This is a genomic window from Dyadobacter jiangsuensis, from assembly GCF_003014695.1.
In the GTDB taxonomy this organism is placed as follows: Bacteria; Bacteroidota; Bacteroidia; order Cytophagales; family Spirosomataceae; genus Dyadobacter; species Dyadobacter jiangsuensis.
On the sequence record NZ_PYAS01000007.1, the window covers coordinates 165,793 to 183,105 of the forward strand.

Consider the following 17,313-nt stretch of genomic DNA (forward strand, 5'->3'; position numbering starts at 1 on the left):
TATATATAGTACATTTCTAATATTCACCCTATTATATATAAGAGATGGAAGCGAAACTGACACTGGTAGGAGCCGGCCCTGGCGATAGCGAACTGATCACACTGAAAGGCATGCGCGCATTGCAAACCGCGGACGTGGTGCTGTACGATGAGCTCGCCAACGCGGCTTTCCTGGAATTTGCACCAGCCCACGCGTTGAAGATGTATGTAGGCAAGAAAGTGGGAAACCCTTCCTTCTCGCAGGACGAGATCAACGGCCTGATCGTACGCCTCGCCCGCAAGCGCGGCCATGTGGTAAGGCTCAAAGGCGGTGACTCGTTCGTGTTCGGCCGGGGACATGAGGAGATCGAGTACGCACAGGACCACGACATTGCATGTGAAATGGTACCGGGCATCTCCAGCAGCATTGCCGTCCCCGCTTCCCTGGGCGTACCGGTTACACGCCGCGGCGTGAGTGAGAGCTTTTGGGTAATCACCGGCACGACACAAAACGGCGACCTTTCCGACGACCTCCGTCTGGCGGCGCAGTCGAAAGCAACGGTAATCGTATTAATGGGTTTGAATAAACTGGAAGAAATTTGCGCACTATACAAACACTTCGGACGCGGCCATTTGCCCATGGCCGTGATTCAAAACGGCACCCGACCGGATGAGAAGAGTGTGGTAGGACAGGTTTGGGAGATGCCCCGGCTCGTACGCGAGAGCGGCATCGGCACGCCGGCGATTATGGTGATGGGCGAAGTAGTAGCCCTCAGCCCCGTTTACGCATTGGAATACCTGCAAAATATGCAGATGGCATTTTGACCCGCTTGCTTTCACTCCAACCTAAACATAATCACAATGAAAAAAGCTGTTTACCTCCTTTTGCTGGGTATTACCGCGGTCGGCCTGCTTGCCCCGACGCGAACAATGGCGCAGTTCAGCCTTTCAGGGCAATTGCGTACCCGCACCGAGTTGCTTGACGGACAGGGCACGATGCTTTCCAAAGGTGAAAAGCCGGCCTTCTTCACTTCCCAGCGTACCCGGCTGAATGCGGGCTACAAGGGTTACCGGACACAGTTTTTTGTAGCCGTTCAGGATGTACGCGTTTGGGGACAGGACGCTTCAACCAACAACCGTATTACCAATTCATCCCTGAATGGACTAATGCTGCATGAGGCCTGGGGCGAAATCAGTCTGCTCGATACCAATCAGACTAAGCTCGGCAAGGAGTTCGCGTTGAAGATCGGACGGCAGGAATTTCTCTACGACGACAGCCGTGTGCTGGGCAACCTCGACTGGCTGCAACAGGCAAGACGCCACGATGCCGCATTGATCAAGTACGGCTTCAATGGTTTTACCGCCCATCTGGGGGTTGCGTATAACCAAAACCGTGAGCTCAAAACCGGCACATTGTACGATGGCGTTCCCGTGGGTTACCCGGCTGGCACTAATGGTATCGGCACCATGTACAAATCGCTTCAATTCTTGTATTTAGGTAAAAAGTTAAAGCAAGGCAGTGCTTCTTTCCTCGTTGTAAAGGATGATTTTCAAAAATATGCACTGGACACGGCGGGGGTTAAAAAATTGGCCAATGGCGTACGCAGCCGCGTTACTTTCGGACCGTACCTGCAAACCAAAATCGGTAAAAACTGGACGCTGACTGCGAATGCATTCTACCAGGCCGGCAAAGACAAGGACGGTGCGTCATTAAGCGCCTATATGTATTCTGTCCGGGGGATGTATGCGATGAACCGGGTATTTTCCATTGGTCCCGGCTTCGACTACACCTCCGGCACAGCTACCGGATCGACCAAAAACCACACATTCGACCCGCTTTACGGCACGCCGCACAAGTTCTGGGGTCAAATGGACTACTTCTATGCGGCCAACGGTTTTGGCAAAGGCGGACTCTCGGACCTTTACATCAACACCACCATCAAAGCCTCTGAAAAGCTTTCCATCAATACCGATCTGCACCATTTCGCCAGCGCAGCAGCGGTACGTGTAGTTGACAATCAGAAGCTTTCATCCGGATTTGGCGAAGAGCTCGATATTATCGCCAACTACAATCTGACGAAGTCGATCAGTTTCCAGGGCGGCTATTGCGCATTCTTTTCCACCAACAGCCTCGCACAGGTAAAGGGCGTAAAAAACCCGCAGAAAATGTCCAACTGGGCATATCTGATGATCAATATCAAACCAGAATTCCTGAAATAAGTCTGTCATAACCAACCATTTCAATCTCTTATTACTATGGAAACGACCAATAAGCCGCTTGAAAAACTCAATATTTTCAGTTTCAAAGGCGTGCAAATGCGCACCTTCCACCTGACCTGGATGGCATTCTTCCTTTGCTTTTTCGGATGGTTCGGACTGGCCCCGCTGATGACGGTGATCAAAGCCGACCTCGGATTGACCAAACCGCAGATCGGTAACATCATCATCGCTTCCGTAGCCGCAACGGTGATCGCCCGCATCGCGATCGGGAAATTGTGCGACTCATGGGGACCACGTAAAACTTACACCGCACTGCTGGGGCTGGGTTCTATTCCCGTGATGACGGTTGGTTTGGTAAACTCTTACGAAGGCTTCCTGCTCTTCCGCCTCGCTATCGGCGTGATCGGCGCTTCGTTCGTGGTGACGCAATACCATACCTCCGTAATGTTCGACAAGAAGATCGTCGGAACGGCCAATGCGGTGGCGGGAGGCTGGGGTAACCTCGGAGGCGGTATCACTAACATGGTCATGCCGTTGATTTTCGCCGCATTTGTGGGCGCGGGCTACTTGCCTGAATCGGCTTGGAGAATCGCGATGGTGATCCCCGGTGCTGCATTGCTGGTCTTCGCGTTCGTCTATTACTTCTTCACCAAAGACACTCCGGCAGGCAACTTCGAAGACCTGGCCGTTGTTAACCCGAAAGCCGCCAAAGCAAAAGGCACATTGGGCATTGCGATGCGCGACCCACGGACCTGGGCATTGTTCCTGGCTTACGGCGCCTGTTTCGGAATTGAGATCACTTTCGACAACGTAGCTGCATTGTATTTCTCTGAAAACTTCAATACCTCACTCGCCACAGCCGGTATCCTGGCTGGAACGTTCGGCTTTATGAACATTTTCGCCCGCGCCGTGGGCGGTATCGTGGCTGATAAGGTAGGTAACAAATGGGGTATGCTGGGCAAAGGACGGTTGCTGGCGCTCCTGCTCGTTCTGGAAGGGATCGGCATTGCATTGTTCGCACAAAGCGGCAGCATTGTAGGTGCGGTAATCACAATGCTCTGCTTCGCGATGTTCCTGAAAATGGCCAATGGTGCTACCTATGCAATTGTTCCTTTTATTAATCAAAAGGCGATCGGTTCCGTGAGTGGTATCGTAGGTGCAGGCGGTAATGTGGGCGCGGTGCTCGCAGGCTTCCTCTTCAAATCCACTACCATCTCCTACTCGCAGGCATTCATGTACATAGGCGTAGCCATTGCGTGTGTAGCAGCAGTTGTAGCATTGATCAATTTCGAGAAAACGCAGACCATCACCGCAGAAACCGGCCAATTGGAGCCGCTTCCCGTTGATTAAATCAACGGAAATGGATAAAAAATCGATGGATACCCCGCCCCGTTGATTGAAATCAACGGAAATGAATAAAAAATCAATTGATACGGCCCCGTTGATTAAAATCAACGGAAATGGACAAAAAAATCCCCTTGCCCCGGGTTTTAACCCGGGGATCCAAAGAAAAAGAAAAGAGAAAGAGGAAGAGAAAGAGCCAAAAGAAAGATCAATAGCGGTTCCAATCATTCAGTCATTCAGTCATTCACTCATTCACTCATTCACTCATTAAAAAATGAAACCCGCTCCAACATCCTACAAATCGACCTGCTGTTACTGCGGCGTAGGCTGCGGGGTCGTGGTGACGAAAGAAAGTAATGGTCAGCTGAGCCTTGAAGGGGATAAAGAACACCCTTCGAACAAAGGAATGCTGTGTTCCAAAGGCATGAATCTGCATTACACGGTGATGGATCAGTCGGATCGCCTGCTTTACCCGCAGGTTCGCCTCAACCGCTCGATGCCCTTGCAGCGCGCCACGTGGGACGAGGCATTGGAACGCACTGCCGCAGTTTTTAAAGCATTAATCAAAAAATTTGGGCCCGATTCGGTAGCTTTCTACGTCTCCGGTCAATGCCTTACGGAGGAGTACTACCTGGTAAACAAGCTGATCAAAGGTTTCATCGGGTCCAACAATATCGACACCAACTCCCGCCTATGCATGAGCTCGGCGGTGGTAGGTTACAAGCTGTCACTGGGCGAGGATAGCGTTCCCGTTTGCTACGACGACATCGAGGCGGCCGATGTCATGTACGTAACCGGCGCTAACCCGGCCTGGTGCCATCCCATTATCTGGCGGCGCGTGGAAGCGCACAAAACGGCCAACCCGGATACGAAAATTATCTGCGTGGACCCGCGCGTGACCGACACCGCCCGCTCGGCTGACCTGCATTTGCAGATCCGCCCGGGTACCGACATTGTCCTTAACAATGCGATCGGCCGTTTGCTGATCGAAAATGATTATCTCGATGAGCGGTTTATTACAGACCACACCGATGGTTTCGAATTATTCCGGCTACAAGTAATGCAGCGCACTTTGGCGGAAGCGGCCGACATTTGTGGTGTCCCTTCCGCCGACATTGCCTTAGCCGCCGAATGGATCGGCCGTTCGAAAGGTTTTCTCTCCTTTTGGACAATGGGCCTTAACCAGTCGGTAATTGGTGTAAACAAAAACCTTTCGCTCATCAACCTGCATTTAATTACCGGGAAAATAGGGAGACCTGGCAATGGTCCATTCTCGTTGACCGGCCAGCCGAATGCCATGGGCGGTCGTGAAACAGGGGGCCTTGCCAATATCCTGCCGGGTCACCGCGAAGTGGTGAATGCCGCACACCGCGAGGAAATGGAGCAATTCTGGAACACGCCGGTGCGCATCGCCGACAAACCGGGGCTCACCGCTACCGAAATGTTCGAAGCGCTCGCAGACGATAAATTGAAAGCGATCTGGATCATCAACACCAACCCGTTGGTAAGCATGCCGGACATGAATGCCGTGGAAAGCGCATTGAAAAAATCGCGTTTCGTAGTTGTGCAGGACGTCTCCAACCGCGCCGATACCGTGCATTTCGCCGACGTGGTGCTGCCCGCAGCCGCGTGGTTAGAAAAAGACGGCAGCATGACCAACGCCGAACGCCGCATTACCTACCTTCCCAAAGTGCTCGACGCACCGGGAGAAGCATTACCCGACTCCGAAATCCTTTGGCGTTTCGCGCAGAAAATGGGTTTTGAAAAAGCGTTCAATTACAAAACGACTTCCGAGGTTTACGATGAATATGTGAAGGTAACCAACGGAACGACCATCGATGTGACCGGCGTAAGTCACAAATTGCTGAAAGAAAAACGCAGCGTTCAATGGCCATTATCTGCAATTGATGCCGAGCGCTCGACAGACGTGCGCCAACCCGGCACCAAACGCCTGTTCACCGACCATCAATTCTATACAAAAAACAAACGGGCACAAATCCACGCCCTACCAGACGAAAACACTTCCGAGCCCACCGACCATCAATTTCCGCTGGTTTTAACGAGTGGCAGGATTCGCGACCAGTGGCACACGATGACAAAAACGGGCCGCGTTGCGAAATTGAACAAACACATCCCCCAACCTTTCCTGCAAATCCATCCCGAGGACGCACGTGAGCGGGGCATTCTCGAAGGCAGCCTCGTTATCGTCAGCGGCCGTCGCGGGGAAGTGCGTGTGAAGGCACAGATTACGGAGGACGTGCGCAAGGGTCTCTGCTTCCTGCCCATGCACTGGGGTAAAATACTGGGCAGTAATCTCGTACGCGCCAACAACCTCACCAACTCGCTGGTAGATCCCAAATCCAAAGAACCCGATTTCAAGTTCTCGGCTGTACAAGTCGCACTATACCAAAAACCATTTGAAAAAATCATCATTATCGGCGCCGGATCGGCGGGATTGGGCTTCATCAATTCCTATCGCCAGCTGAATGCCGAGGATGAAATCCATGTTTTTTCCAAAGAAATATATCCGTTCTATAACCGGGTCATGCTGCCCGATTATATCAGCGGCTCCCAAACCTGGGAACAACTCGTGAAGCTGCGTGAAGACCAGTTTGCCGAAAACCACATTACGGTGCACAAAGGTGTAAGCATTGAGCATATCGACCGGAAACATAAAACCGTGATCGACAGCAACGGCACAGAGCATCACTACGATAAGCTCATCCTCGGCATGGGCAGCAAGGCATTCATGCCCAAGGGTGTGCCCAACCTGCCCGGCATTTTCAATATGCGCTCGCGGCTCGATGCCGACTCACTTCTGCCGTTTTTAAAACAGCCTGAACCGCACGCAGTCATCGTCGGCGGGGGGATTCTGGGCCTGGAACTGGCAGCATCGTTCCGTGAAATGGATGTAAAAGTGACCGTTATCCAGCGCAGCGGTCGCTTTATGGAGCGCCAGCTCGACCCACTGGCCAGCGAGCTGCTCTACCAGGAGTTGCTCGACCGGGGTATCGAATGTTATTTCAATGATGAGGTGGCTACCTTCTCGGGTTCGGATACCGTGGAAGGGATCAGGCTGAAATCGGGACGGAAGATCGACTGCCAGGTGGTTGTACTGGCAATAGGCACCGTCCCGACCATCGACCTCGCCCAGCAGGCCGGCCTCGAATGCAAGCGCGGCGTGGTGGTGAACGACTATATGCAAACCTCCGACCCGGACATTTACACCGCCGGGGAGATCGCAGAATGGAACGGACAAATGTGGGGCATTACCCTCGCTGCCGAGCAGCAGGCCGAGGTGATCGCCAACTACCTGGCAGGCGACATTTCGCAGCCTTACAAAGGCAGCACGTCGATGAACATCCTGAAAATGGACGGCCTGCACCTATGCAGCATCGGCATGACCGACGCCCCGGCGAACGATCCGGCTTATGAGCAGATCGTATTTATCGATAAATCAAAGCGTTACTATAAAAAATGCATCGTACACCGCGACAAGCTCGTAGGCGCGATCCTGATCGGCGACAAGAACGAATTCCTCGAATTCCGTGATCTGATTGCCGGCGGCGTAGAGCTTTCCGAAAAGCGCCTGCAACTGTTGCGCGCCAGCCAGAAGGCCGAGCCGATGATGGGCAAGCTGGTATGTTCCTGCAACAATGTAGGACAAGGAAACCTGGAAAAAGCCATTGCCGGCGGCTGCGGCGATTTTCAGAAACTATGTCAGACAACAGGCGCCGGAACCGGCTGCGGCTCGTGCCGACCCGAGGTACGATCGATTCTTGAAAAGGCACTTGAAGTTAGTTTGGTACCGAATTGAAATTAGGTCAGGAATTGTCAGATGTTGTCAGGTATTGTCATGTGTGGTCATTTGTGGTCATGTATTGTCATGCTTGGTCATGTGTAGTCAAGTTTTGTCATTGGTCGTGATGATTTTTTAAAGCTGTAAATGACTATTCTTGACCACACATGACTATTCTGACCACACCTGACAATTCCTGACCAAACGTGACCACGCATGACAATACATGACTAAACTTGACCACACCTGACAATCACTGACCACAAAAACCGTAATACGAGATGCGCGACTATTACCACATCAAAATCAACCTGCCGGGGGGCATTGCTTCGCCGGGGTACCTGAAAGACATTCTTTCGGCGGCGTGGAATGCGAACGTCCGCAAGGTCCGGTTCGGATCGCGGCAGCAGTTGCTCATGACTGCCCATTACGAGGACATGCGGTTTTTAGAACGTGATTTTAAAAAACTTGGCATCTTTTACGAGGTCAACACCGACCGCCGTCCCAATATCGTGAGTTCCTATTGTGGCGAGGAAGTTTTCCGGACCGGGCAATGGCTCAATGCGAGCGAGTACCATTCCGTGCTGGATAGTTTCGACTTCGAGCCGGGTCTGAAAGTCAATATCTCCGATTCAAACCAGAGTTTCACACCGTTTTTTACCGGTAATCTCAACTTCATCTCTTCGCCCGAACCGCATTTCTGGTATTTGTACGTGCGTTTAAAGCAAACTAACACGGTTTTCAAATGGGATGGGCTGATTTATACCAACGAAATCGGGCGGCTGTCGAAAGTGGTGGAAGAGTGTATGCTGGAAGAAGGTTTGAATGAAGAAAATGCGTTGAAAGCGGCTGTTGCAGAGCGCATTCGCTATGTTTTCCAATCGTCGCAGCAAGAACTCGAATTACCTTCTTTTTCGCTGCCATACTATGAAGGCTTCAACCGTTACGAATCGCGTACCTGGCTGGGACTTTACCGCCGCGATGAGGAATTTACGATCGAATTCCTGCTCGATGTTTGTGCATTATGCCTCAAAACACGCGTCGGCGAGATCTGCTCCACGCCATGGAAATCACTGGTTATTAAAGGAATAGAGGACCAATACCGTGAAGCTTGGAGCAACATCCTGGGAAAACATAATATCAACGTCCGCCACGCCGCCAACGAGCTGGCCTGGCAGACCGAGGATCACAACGGCGACGGCGCCGAACTCAAAAATGAACTGATCCGGTATTTTTCCAAAAACGATACCCGCACTTTCGGGCTCTGCTTCGGGATCCAGACCCGCCCTAAATCCGAAGTTTTCGGTTCGGTGCTCATCCGGAAACGTCCGTTGCTACGGATCGGGCAATTGCCGCTGTTCAGCGTTTACGACCTTTACTATACCGAGAATTTCAACCCCAATAGCCGTGCACAAGTGCTGTTTGAGAGGGGTTTGTTTAAAATACATTTGCCTGCCCAGCTGGAACGTCTTTGCAGGCGGTTTAACAATCAGCGATCGAGGGATACTCTGAAAACTATGCTGTCCGAGCCCGACGAAGCCAAAGCGGCCGTCAAAACGGCCAAGACGGTGCACCAATGCCCCGATTGCCTGACGATTTATGATCCCGAGTATGGCGACATGCTCGGCGATATCCCACCCGGGACCGCCTTCGAAGACCTTCCGGCAAGCTACTGCTGCCCTACCTGCGACAGCGGCAAAGCCGTTTTCGTGGCCGTCGAACTAACCCGATCATCTAACCTCGAACCAGCCTGACCATGACATCCGTACCCGCTATCGAAACCCGGTTCTTTGCATTTGAAAGCGATTTCGTCGACAGCCTGCGCTGCATTCCGATGATCGTGCGCTACAAACTCGATACCTGCCGCGTGAAGCTGCAACTTTCCGACTGGGCCAAGTTCAATTACGACGAGAAGGACCTGCTGGCAGAAATGCCGTGCCATACCGACCTGGAAATTGAAATCTACACCGATTACCTGAACGAACTGGTTTGGAAATACACAAACACAGCCCCAAGCCTGCTCAAAAACCTCGATCCTGCATGGGTAAACGCGCACGTACCCGCGGAGGTGCACGAGCGGACGCAGGAATGGAACTGTCCTGTTATTTCGGCGAGCCAATGGACGCAGCTGAATGTCCTCGAACGGTTCGCATTGGTAAAGCTCAGCCGCTCGGGACATGAGGGGCGTAACTTTCCGCGGGCGCTGGCCGAATTCGGCCTGGCGACTGCCTGCTAGGTTAGTTTCGCGCCAGCTTGTTGGCAGCCAGGAGTTTTCGCAGCTCCGCCGTGACTTTCCCCGATGAAGGCCGGACCGCGTGCGTAGCAACCATCCGCCCGGCGGCGTCGATCAGCAAATAACGCGGCACCCCCCATACGTAATACTGGTTCCAGGCCGATTTAGGAGAATCAGCGTGGTCGATGATGTGGGTCCCCCTGGGCACTTTGCCGCTGGCTACCATTCTTTTCCATGCGAGCGTATCACTATCCACCGATACATACAGGAATGCTATGTCGTCGCGATCCTTCAAATCGGCCTGCACCTTTCTGGAATACGGAAACTCTTCCACACAGGGCCCGCACCACGTCGCCCATATATCCACGTACACCACCTTGCCGCGCAGATCCGATAATGAGATTTTCTTTCCATCGGGCGTCATACCGCCGAAATCCGGCGCGGGTTTGCCCGGCGCCAATTTTTCCCAACGGGCAATATCTTCACGAATGACTTTTTTATATTCGTCGGAAGTAATTTCCTTTTCCAGCAAACTTGCCAGGTTTATCATTTCAGGACTGAGGCCTTCGGATCTGATCTGGTAATCGGCGGCTTTTACGCGAAAATATTCTTCGATTGATCGGGGATATTTGCCGGATTTGATTTTCGCTTCCACCAACTTCGGGTATATTGGCCCCAATGAATCCCAATCGATGGCTTCGTTTTCTTCGTACACCGCATTATATATTTTATGCTGGCAAAAAAAGGAAGCGATTAAAGCATAATCAAACATACCCAATTTCAAAGCAACCGTATCGATGGGCATTTTTTTAATATCCTGTGAAACAGCAGCCGGGATTTCGGATGAGTCTTTTCCTATTGAAAAATTATATTGATAAAATAAAGCCTGCATTCCCGCATACCGTTTCATCAGGTCGTGCATTTCCGCCGATATCCTCGCGTCCGATTTCAAACTGGTCAATAATCGATCAAACCCTCTCTGCAAGGAATCTTTCGCTTCTGTGAATTCCGCTTTGTTTAAATGAATAGCATGTTTTCCATTCCATTTCTCCACCCCGTTCCGGATCTGATGGGATTCCATAATGAACTGGTTGACTGCCGCCCCGTCGCCTTCGAAACCAATCGAAACCTTCGCTCCTTCTTTCACGGGCACGATCGCCAGGTCGGCACCGGGTGAAATAAAAAAGGCCGCTGCGAGGTCTTCGGCGACAATATGGGCAAAAACCGGCGCATCGAGTTCAAATTCACCGGTTCCTTTTCCCGCGCTGTCCAGCACGACCTTCCCCAGCTCAATGTTATCCAGATTGACCATATTCGTCCTGGCGATCACGATCGTATCCCCGGCCGCCTTTAAATGGTTAATGGATATCCTGACCAAATTATTCTTCTTTTGATCACAACCGGATATCAGAAAAAGGCCAAAACAAAGGAATAAAAAAGAATAGAACGGATAGCGCATTGGATTTGAAATTTAGTTTGCTGAATCGTTTCAAATCATTTTACGCTAATGAAATTGATTTTGTGGAATTATGTGATTGAATATTCGAATTTATTCAACAATTACTTTACGCGTAATACTTTCACCGTTAATAACCAGAGTAATAATGTATATCCCCGCGTTTCTCATCCCGAAAGAAATATCAAGAGGATCTTTGCCTGAAAACACATTCCGTCTTTCCAGCAAATGCCCACCAATATCTGATAAAGTCAAATCACAATTACCTAGCAACTCAGCGATTTGAATAACTATTTCCTTTCCTTTTGATGGATTAGGTTGCACACGAAGCCGATCGTCATTTGCATTGATTGTTGATATCGAAATGATTTTTGAAGTCTCCTGACGGCCATCCAAATCTACTTCTACGAGCCGGTAATATGCTTTTCCCGAGATTCCGGCATCGCGGTACGAGTAGTTCCTCGTTTCACGCGAGTCGCCTGCCGCGGCAACCTCGCCAATGGGTTCGAAATGCCGCCCGTCCAGCGAGCGCTCGATGACAAAATGGCCAGCATTGATTTCCTCGCTCGTTTGCCAATGCAAAGCTACAATGCCATGCTCGAATGAGCCGGAGAAACTGATCAATCGCACAGGCAGTGGGTTGGTAACTTCCACTGTGATGCTATCGGCAAGGCAGGCGTACGCATCGTGAACGTAGTAATCGGTTGTAGCCGCCGGGCTTACAGTAATTTCACGGGTTGTTTCGCCATTACTCCACAAGTAATCACCTACATAGGAAGCGGACAAATTGATGCTTTGACCTTTTTCGATCCCGATCGACGTTTTGACATTAGCATCTTTCACAATCGTAAACTGGTCACGAACGAGCCCGTCGGACGCAATCCATTTCGCATCCAGCCGCTTGCCTTCCACTTCCAGCAGCAATGCTCCGCCGTGTTGATTATCTGCCATCGGCAACGCGTCATGCGGATAACCCGCCTGCGTAGCGCCCAACTGACCTGCCGAACCAGTGACGACATACACGGTTCCCTCATTTTCAGGTGATTTTTTCACATAGGGACATGAGTCAGGGGAACCGTCGTACCTCCCTGACGATTGACTGACATTGTGAACCGCTGCATCAAACGAACTTTCCATCCCATAATGCCCCTTCATCAACTTCGAACGCTCGTAATCGTGGCTGTGACCGCATAGTACCAGGTCAACACCGTTTCTTTCCAGAATCCGGATAAAATTCTCACGGATTTTCACCAACTCTGCTTCTGTGTCTGAGTTATGGGAGCCTTTCGTGAATGGTGGATGGTGCCAGTAAACCACTATCCATTCTTTATTCGTATTAGCTGCCAAATCCGACTTGATCCACTGAACCTGGGTACCCAGCGTGTCGTACAACCGGGTCGTGCCTTCCTCTTTGCCATAAGAGTCGAGGGAGAGAAAATGGATATTACCGTAGTCGAATGAATAAAAAGCCTCCGTTCCAGATGCAGTCCCTCCCGCTTCACCGGCCTCCGGGACGGTAAAAATCCCGTAGTAGGGCACCGCGTGATCAACCTGGCGCTGGACGTTATTGGCATAGTCATGATTTCCCGGACACGGATAGAGCGGCGATTGCTTTAAAAATTTCTGTTTGTAAACATTAAAAAAACCACTTTGATACTCAGCGTCGCTACCTGTCTGATACGCATTGTCGCCAAGTAGCAACCAGGCATTCATATACGCATTTCCCAGCAAACCGGCCAGGTTGTCGCGCACGTTAATTTGGTTTATGGAATTGTTGCCGCAGTCACCAAACACCCCTATCCGGTATTTTCCCGGCTGGCCCGGCGGCGGCGCAGTTTCAAAATAATTATCGGAATCGCCCTGCAATACTTGCTGGGAGGTGCCTATCGAATAGTAATATCGCGTCGACGGTTGAAGTCCGGTTAATTTCACTTCATGTTCCGTAACCAACGTCATGCTATCGACATGCACTATAAGTGAACCGGCCGCAAGGCCGAATGCTACGCGACTGTCCGTAGGCACATCCGTACGCCAGCGGATTACAATGCTGGTAGATGTGGCGGATTGAAGATAGGGGCCTCTTAAAAGTCCTGGGATAAAATGCGCCGCAAGGAATGCAGACAGTAGTAATACTTGCATTTTTCATTTGTTAATAGTGTGCGTCAATTCAGATCCGGCAATCTACTTCTTTAATAACTTCAAAATGATTTGCCCTTTACCGGCTGTGAGGTAATACAACCCAGGCGGCAACTGGCGAACATCAAATGTGCGTGTCTTACCGTTTTCGCTTTTAGGTTCAAGCAAAAATCGGTCTCCTTTCACGTTGTATATCGATAGCGTTTGGATTGAAGCATTGTTAGAAAACACGCCATTTTCCGAACCTTCAAGTGTAAAAAAATCAGCAACCGGATTCGGATAAATTTTCCAGGCCCTTTCATTCCCGCAATTAGCCACTACAACCCGTGTTTCCTGCGTGCTACCATCCGCATCGTATTCTTTAATGCGGTAATAACCCTGGTTTAGTACTTGTTCCACATCAAAGATGTACGAATTCGCTTGCTTTGAATTTCCCACTGCCGGCACCTTGCCGATCGCTTCCCAATGCTGGGCGTCGTTGCTCGCCAGTATTTCAAAATAATCCGCATTCACCTCCTCGGTTGTCTGCCAGCTGAGCCTTGCATCGTTTCCCCGGCACGCTGCGCTGAAGTTGCTAAATACGACGGGCAGTGGGCCCAGGCTTTTGGTGAGCGTATTATTTCGCGTGATCAGCCACACGTCGGGATCGAAAATCACTTCGGTGGCTTCGAAACCGAGGTTATCAGTAAAAAACTGGCCATTGGAAGTGTTATTGAACACCACCAGCTTCTCCTGATTGGTATTCGCATTGCGGAAAAGCAACGGAACCGGCAGCTGGAAGAAACTCACCGACGCGTGTGACTGAGTCTGATTCAGCTTCACCTGCACCGAACTACCCACCGGGTACCATTCGACCTGGTAGGAAGGATACCCCTGGCCAGTAAACCATTGATCGAAAAAATAGGTCAGATCCTTCCCACTGGCCGCTTCCAGATGACCTTTCAGATTGGCCGTCGTTACATAACCATAAGCCAGCGCGGGGTCATTGATGTAGTTATGAACTGCCGTAAAAAACGTGGCGTCGCTCAGTATCCAACGCAGCATATACAGCAAATGCGAGCCTTTGAGGTAACTCAGGCGGTTGCTGAAAATCCGGTTCACATCGTTCACATTATCCACCCACACAGAACCGCCGGGCTGAGAAGTAATTGTGTTGATTTCGTTGGTACGCGTCGTTTTCGTGTTGGCCGGGTATTTTGCTTCTGCATAAATGCTGGCGAGGTGCGTCGCGAAGCCTTCATTCAGCCAGATATCCTGCCAGCTTCCGCAGGTAACCTTATCCCCGAACCATTGATGTCCCAGCTCGTGCGCGATGAGCGTCTCGCTCATATTGACCATGAACGAGCACGTCTGATGCTCCATTCCACCGCCCCAGCCAAATTGCACATGTCCATACTTTTCATTCTTAAACGGGTAATCGCCAAACAGGCTGCTGAACTGCACCATTGCATTGAGCGCGTTCTGCACTCCGTTTTGAAAAGTAACCTGGCTTTCGGGATAGCAATAAGTTTTGAAAGGGACATTCGTACTGCCAATCAGCACGCTATTGTCCAGCACATTGTAGTTTGTAACAGCAATAGCCACCAGGTAACTCGCGATCGCGTAACGGTGTTTCCAATACGTCCGGGTTTTGGAGCCTGCCACCGCCGTTTCGCTTTTCAGCAAGCCGTTCGAAGCAGCCTTGTAGGCAGCAGGATGTGTAATGTAAATATCCACGGAATCCGCCTTGTCGTCGAGGCCGTTTTTACACGGCCACCAGTCACGGCTGCCATAAGGCTCGCTCAGCGTCCACATCACGGGTGTTGCCGACGGTCCGTGTGTTGCTACTACGAAAGCGGCATTCGTTGGCGGCGGGGTGCCTTCATAGCTGATCGTAACCGAATCCTTTGTGCCAATACCCAGTGGACTTTGCAGCGTGATCGTCAGCGCATCTGCGGCATGTGTGAAGGCGATGTTACTTCCGTGTTGCTGCACCGAAGACACCGTCAACGCGCTCGACAAGTCGAGCGTGATACTGTTCCCAGCCGTGGTCATAACAAAATACGGCGTCACAACGCCCTTGATATTGTTCAGCGCCGGGTCCACCTCCCATTCGCAGCGGTAGTACTTCACATCGAAATTATTGGAGGCCATGACGCGCAGTCCGGGTGCATTCAGCCGCAGCCCGGCGCTTCGGCTTTCGAACACGGCAATATCGGAAGTAGAAAAATCCGCAGGAGATTCCTGGCCCATTGCCCGCACCGTGAATAGCAAAAAGAATAGCAGGAAAGGTGTTTTCATAGCGCTCAGTTAGGTGTAATTACATCACAACCAGTACACTAACTTAACCAAATTGAAAACAATTCTCTCCTATTTTCACGCCAAATGTTCAAATGGCGGCTTTCCGTCAAAGGGCGGTCAGGCTGTTACAAAATCCGATTAGCCGCTGCAAATCCTCCGCACGGGCGAAATCAATCCGGTTCTCGCGCAGGTAACGCGTGAGCTGGCGCCTGTTACGCCCGTACACATGCAGGAACGCACGCCTCGAAGCCGGATGTACAACACGGTTCTGATCGATCAGGAAGTAGGTGGTCTTCACTCTCCACCGGTGGCCGGACGCATTGTTTTCCCATTGCACGTGCCCACCATTGTTGGATATCATTTGCACGTGCGCAGCGCTCCCTTCCGAAGCAGAAAAATGCTGACCGGAATAGCTGAGGCTATTTCCTACTACTTCCGGCTGCGTCCGTGCAGCCAACTGTGTCCGTCCCGCTGCTCCTATCACTTCCATATCCGAATGCGTCTCGGTAAGAACAAACCGACGCTCTCCTATTTCGACATAGTTAATCAGATATTTACCCGTAAACAGCAGCGTATCCGACTGCGGGTTCAAAAACTGCATCTGCCCATCCCGACAATGATAGTTCAGAAGCGCATCTTGTTTTGTACCGTTCCTGAAATAAACCACCCCTTTTACGAATGCGGGAAACAAGTAAGCGGCAGACCTTTTCTCCTGCGCATTTTCACTCACCGGAGCGGCATTCCGAGGGCCGACGTTTAACGGCGCGTTCACGGATAGCGTTTGAATTAACAGAGAAGCAAGCAGTACGGTTTTCATAGCGGTTTCAGGTTAGCCATTTGTGATACAACTTCCGTATAAAAGATGTTATCCACTCATTTCCATACCCTTAAAAGTGCCCTATTTTTTGCAATAAGTTTACCGCAGTGACTTTTCCAGACTTACAAAAGACATTTTGAAGAATTTTTCTACAACATATTGTTGAAAACCCAGCAATATTCTAAATTTTTAGTAATATTAGTACTACATATACATTTCGAAACGTATATATTGCCGTTCAAACGGCCCAATAATGGCAACCAACGTTATTTAACTGATAAAAAGGCGACATCGGCACGGTTTTGGTGCCCGTTTTGGCCTACATCAAAGGAACGCATGATGGAAATCGGAACAATCAAGGCGGTACATATATTTACCCACCGACGATTATATGTTACGGCCCAGCTGGAATTGAACCTGAAAGGAGTGAATTATACATTTGGTGGGCACGATGTCTTTTTATCAGGCATGAATGGCGGCGAATCCTCAGATGCCCCGTATTTGGGTAGATTCCTGTTCCGGTGTATGCAAGTGTGCCGGGTCGACAACTGGGATAAGCTGAAAAGCTCGAAAGTACTGGTTGAAGTCCAACACGGCCGGGTCGTGGCTATTGCCGACGTCTCCGGCGAAAACTGGTTCAACCCCTCGATAGAGTTCGGGGCAATGGACCTCGAAAAAGAACAGATCGAATCAACACTTAGGGATAATTCCAAACCTTAGAACCACCTGATTCTTCCTCTTTGTAGTCGCTATTCCAGTCTCACTTCATAGTTGCCGTTCCCGCATTTCTCCGGCACAGCCAGTTCGAGGTGTTCCTTCCGGTTCACCCGCAGGTAATTTTCAATCGCCAGAACGGCGTCGTTCTCCGACTCCGCTCCCGACACCGCCAGAATCACTCCCGGTTCCAGCCGACCTGTCTCGTCAAGATTTGTTATGCTAGGCATGGTTCGTTGTTTTTTGGTTGGGAAGTGGCTTTAAAACTGTGCCAGATTATTTGACAGCAGATTTTTTCTTTATATTTGACTTGGAAACCCATTGCAGATAAGTGTT

Annotated in this window: 13 protein-coding genes; 8 read left to right on the forward strand and 5 right to left on the reverse strand. The window is 50.7% G+C overall.

What is annotated here, in order from left to right; all coding sequences use genetic code 11:
- The first annotated feature begins 44 nt into the window (after window positions 1–44).
- The 7 genes from cobA to CLV60_RS15965 all read left to right on the forward strand — a co-directional run bounded on the left by cobA (window position 45) and on the right by CLV60_RS15965 (window position 9,577).
- Window positions 45–803, forward strand: coding sequence for a uroporphyrinogen-III C-methyltransferase (gene cobA / locus CLV60_RS15935; protein WP_106596367.1), 759 nt, complete (start codon window positions 45–47; stop codon window positions 801–803).
- A 36-nt stretch (window positions 804–839) separates the two neighbouring features.
- Window positions 840–2,198, forward strand: a complete 1,359-nt coding sequence (locus tag CLV60_RS15940) for an alginate export family protein (RefSeq protein WP_106596368.1) — start codon at window positions 840–842, stop codon at window positions 2,196–2,198.
- 36 nt (window positions 2,199–2,234) lie between these two features.
- The gene (locus CLV60_RS15945; RefSeq protein WP_106596369.1) at window positions 2,235–3,548 is read left to right on the forward strand and encodes a NarK family nitrate/nitrite MFS transporter; all 1,314 of its coding nucleotides are present in this window, start codon (window positions 2,235–2,237) and stop codon (window positions 3,546–3,548) included.
- Between the two features lie 61 nt (window positions 3,549–3,609).
- Window positions 3,610–3,813: a hypothetical protein gene (locus CLV60_RS15950; RefSeq protein WP_106596370.1), complete on the forward strand. Its 204-nt coding sequence runs from the start codon at window positions 3,610–3,612 to the stop codon at window positions 3,811–3,813.
- Between the two features lie 3 nt (window positions 3,814–3,816).
- Window positions 3,817–7,359 (forward strand): nitrate reductase, encoded by a 3,543-nt coding sequence (locus CLV60_RS15955; RefSeq protein WP_106596371.1) that lies wholly within the window; start codon window positions 3,817–3,819, stop codon window positions 7,357–7,359.
- A gap of 263 nt (window positions 7,360–7,622) precedes the next feature.
- Window positions 7,623–9,095, forward strand: coding sequence for a rubredoxin (locus tag CLV60_RS15960; protein WP_106596372.1), 1,473 nt, complete (start codon window positions 7,623–7,625; stop codon window positions 9,093–9,095).
- A gap of 2 nt (window positions 9,096–9,097) precedes the next feature.
- On the forward strand, window positions 9,098–9,577 hold the full coding sequence (locus tag CLV60_RS15965; RefSeq protein ID WP_106596373.1) for a nitrate reductase associated protein: 480 nt from the start codon (window positions 9,098–9,100) through the stop codon (window positions 9,575–9,577).
- A 1-nt stretch (window position 9,578) separates the two neighbouring features.
- Here CLV60_RS15965 and CLV60_RS15970 read toward each other — a convergent pair whose 3' ends face one another.
- The 4 genes from CLV60_RS15970 to CLV60_RS15985 form a co-directional block, all read right to left on the reverse strand.
- Window positions 9,579–10,952, reverse strand: a complete 1,374-nt coding sequence (locus CLV60_RS15970) for a TlpA family protein disulfide reductase (protein ID WP_229210993.1) — start codon at window positions 10,950–10,952, stop codon at window positions 9,579–9,581.
- 171 nt (window positions 10,953–11,123) lie between these two features.
- Window positions 11,124–13,169, reverse strand: a complete 2,046-nt coding sequence (locus CLV60_RS15975) for a metallophosphoesterase (protein ID WP_106596375.1) — start codon at window positions 13,167–13,169, stop codon at window positions 11,124–11,126.
- 42 nt (window positions 13,170–13,211) lie between these two features.
- Window positions 13,212–15,446: a M1 family aminopeptidase gene (locus tag CLV60_RS15980; protein WP_106596376.1), complete on the reverse strand. Its 2,235-nt coding sequence runs from the start codon at window positions 15,444–15,446 to the stop codon at window positions 13,212–13,214.
- A gap of 106 nt (window positions 15,447–15,552) precedes the next feature.
- Entirely contained in the window at window positions 15,553–16,263 is a 711-nt protein-coding gene (locus CLV60_RS15985) for a hypothetical protein (protein ID WP_229210994.1), read from the reverse strand.
- A gap of 336 nt (window positions 16,264–16,599) precedes the next feature.
- Between CLV60_RS15985 and CLV60_RS15990 the strand changes: the two genes are divergently transcribed.
- Window positions 16,600–16,983 (forward strand): hypothetical protein, encoded by a 384-nt coding sequence (locus CLV60_RS15990; RefSeq protein WP_106596377.1) that lies wholly within the window; start codon window positions 16,600–16,602, stop codon window positions 16,981–16,983.
- 29 nt (window positions 16,984–17,012) lie between these two features.
- Here CLV60_RS15990 and CLV60_RS15995 read toward each other — a convergent pair whose 3' ends face one another.
- Window positions 17,013–17,207: a hypothetical protein gene (locus CLV60_RS15995; protein WP_106596378.1), complete on the reverse strand. Its 195-nt coding sequence runs from the start codon at window positions 17,205–17,207 to the stop codon at window positions 17,013–17,015.
- Window positions 17,208–17,313 lie beyond the last annotated feature (106 nt).

Coding starts and splice junctions, on each gene's coding strand:
- CLV60_RS15990 (WP_106596377.1), top strand. CDS start 16,600: ATGATGGAAATCGGAACAATCAAGGCGGTACATATATTTACCCACCGA.
- CLV60_RS15980 (WP_106596376.1), bottom strand. CDS start 15,446: ATGAAAACACCTTTCCTGCTATTCTTTTTGCTATTCACGGTGCGGGCA.
- cobA (WP_106596367.1), top strand. CDS start 45: ATGGAAGCGAAACTGACACTGGTAGGAGCCGGCCCTGGCGATAGCGAA.
- CLV60_RS15940 (WP_106596368.1), top strand. CDS start 840: ATGAAAAAAGCTGTTTACCTCCTTTTGCTGGGTATTACCGCGGTCGGC.
- CLV60_RS15960 (WP_106596372.1), top strand. CDS start 7,623: ATGCGCGACTATTACCACATCAAAATCAACCTGCCGGGGGGCATTGCT.
- CLV60_RS15975 (WP_106596375.1), bottom strand. CDS start 13,169: ATGCAAGTATTACTACTGTCTGCATTCCTTGCGGCGCATTTTATCCCA.
- CLV60_RS15985 (WP_229210994.1), bottom strand. CDS start 16,263: ATGAAAACCGTACTGCTTGCTTCTCTGTTAATTCAAACGCTATCCGTG.
- CLV60_RS15945 (WP_106596369.1), top strand. CDS start 2,235: ATGGAAACGACCAATAAGCCGCTTGAAAAACTCAATATTTTCAGTTTC.
- CLV60_RS15965 (WP_106596373.1), top strand. CDS start 9,098: ATGACATCCGTACCCGCTATCGAAACCCGGTTCTTTGCATTTGAAAGC.
- CLV60_RS15995 (WP_106596378.1), bottom strand. CDS start 17,207: ATGCCTAGCATAACAAATCTTGACGAGACAGGTCGGCTGGAACCGGGA.
- CLV60_RS15955 (WP_106596371.1), top strand. CDS start 3,817: ATGAAACCCGCTCCAACATCCTACAAATCGACCTGCTGTTACTGCGGC.
- CLV60_RS15950 (WP_106596370.1), top strand. CDS start 3,610: ATGAATAAAAAATCAATTGATACGGCCCCGTTGATTAAAATCAACGGA.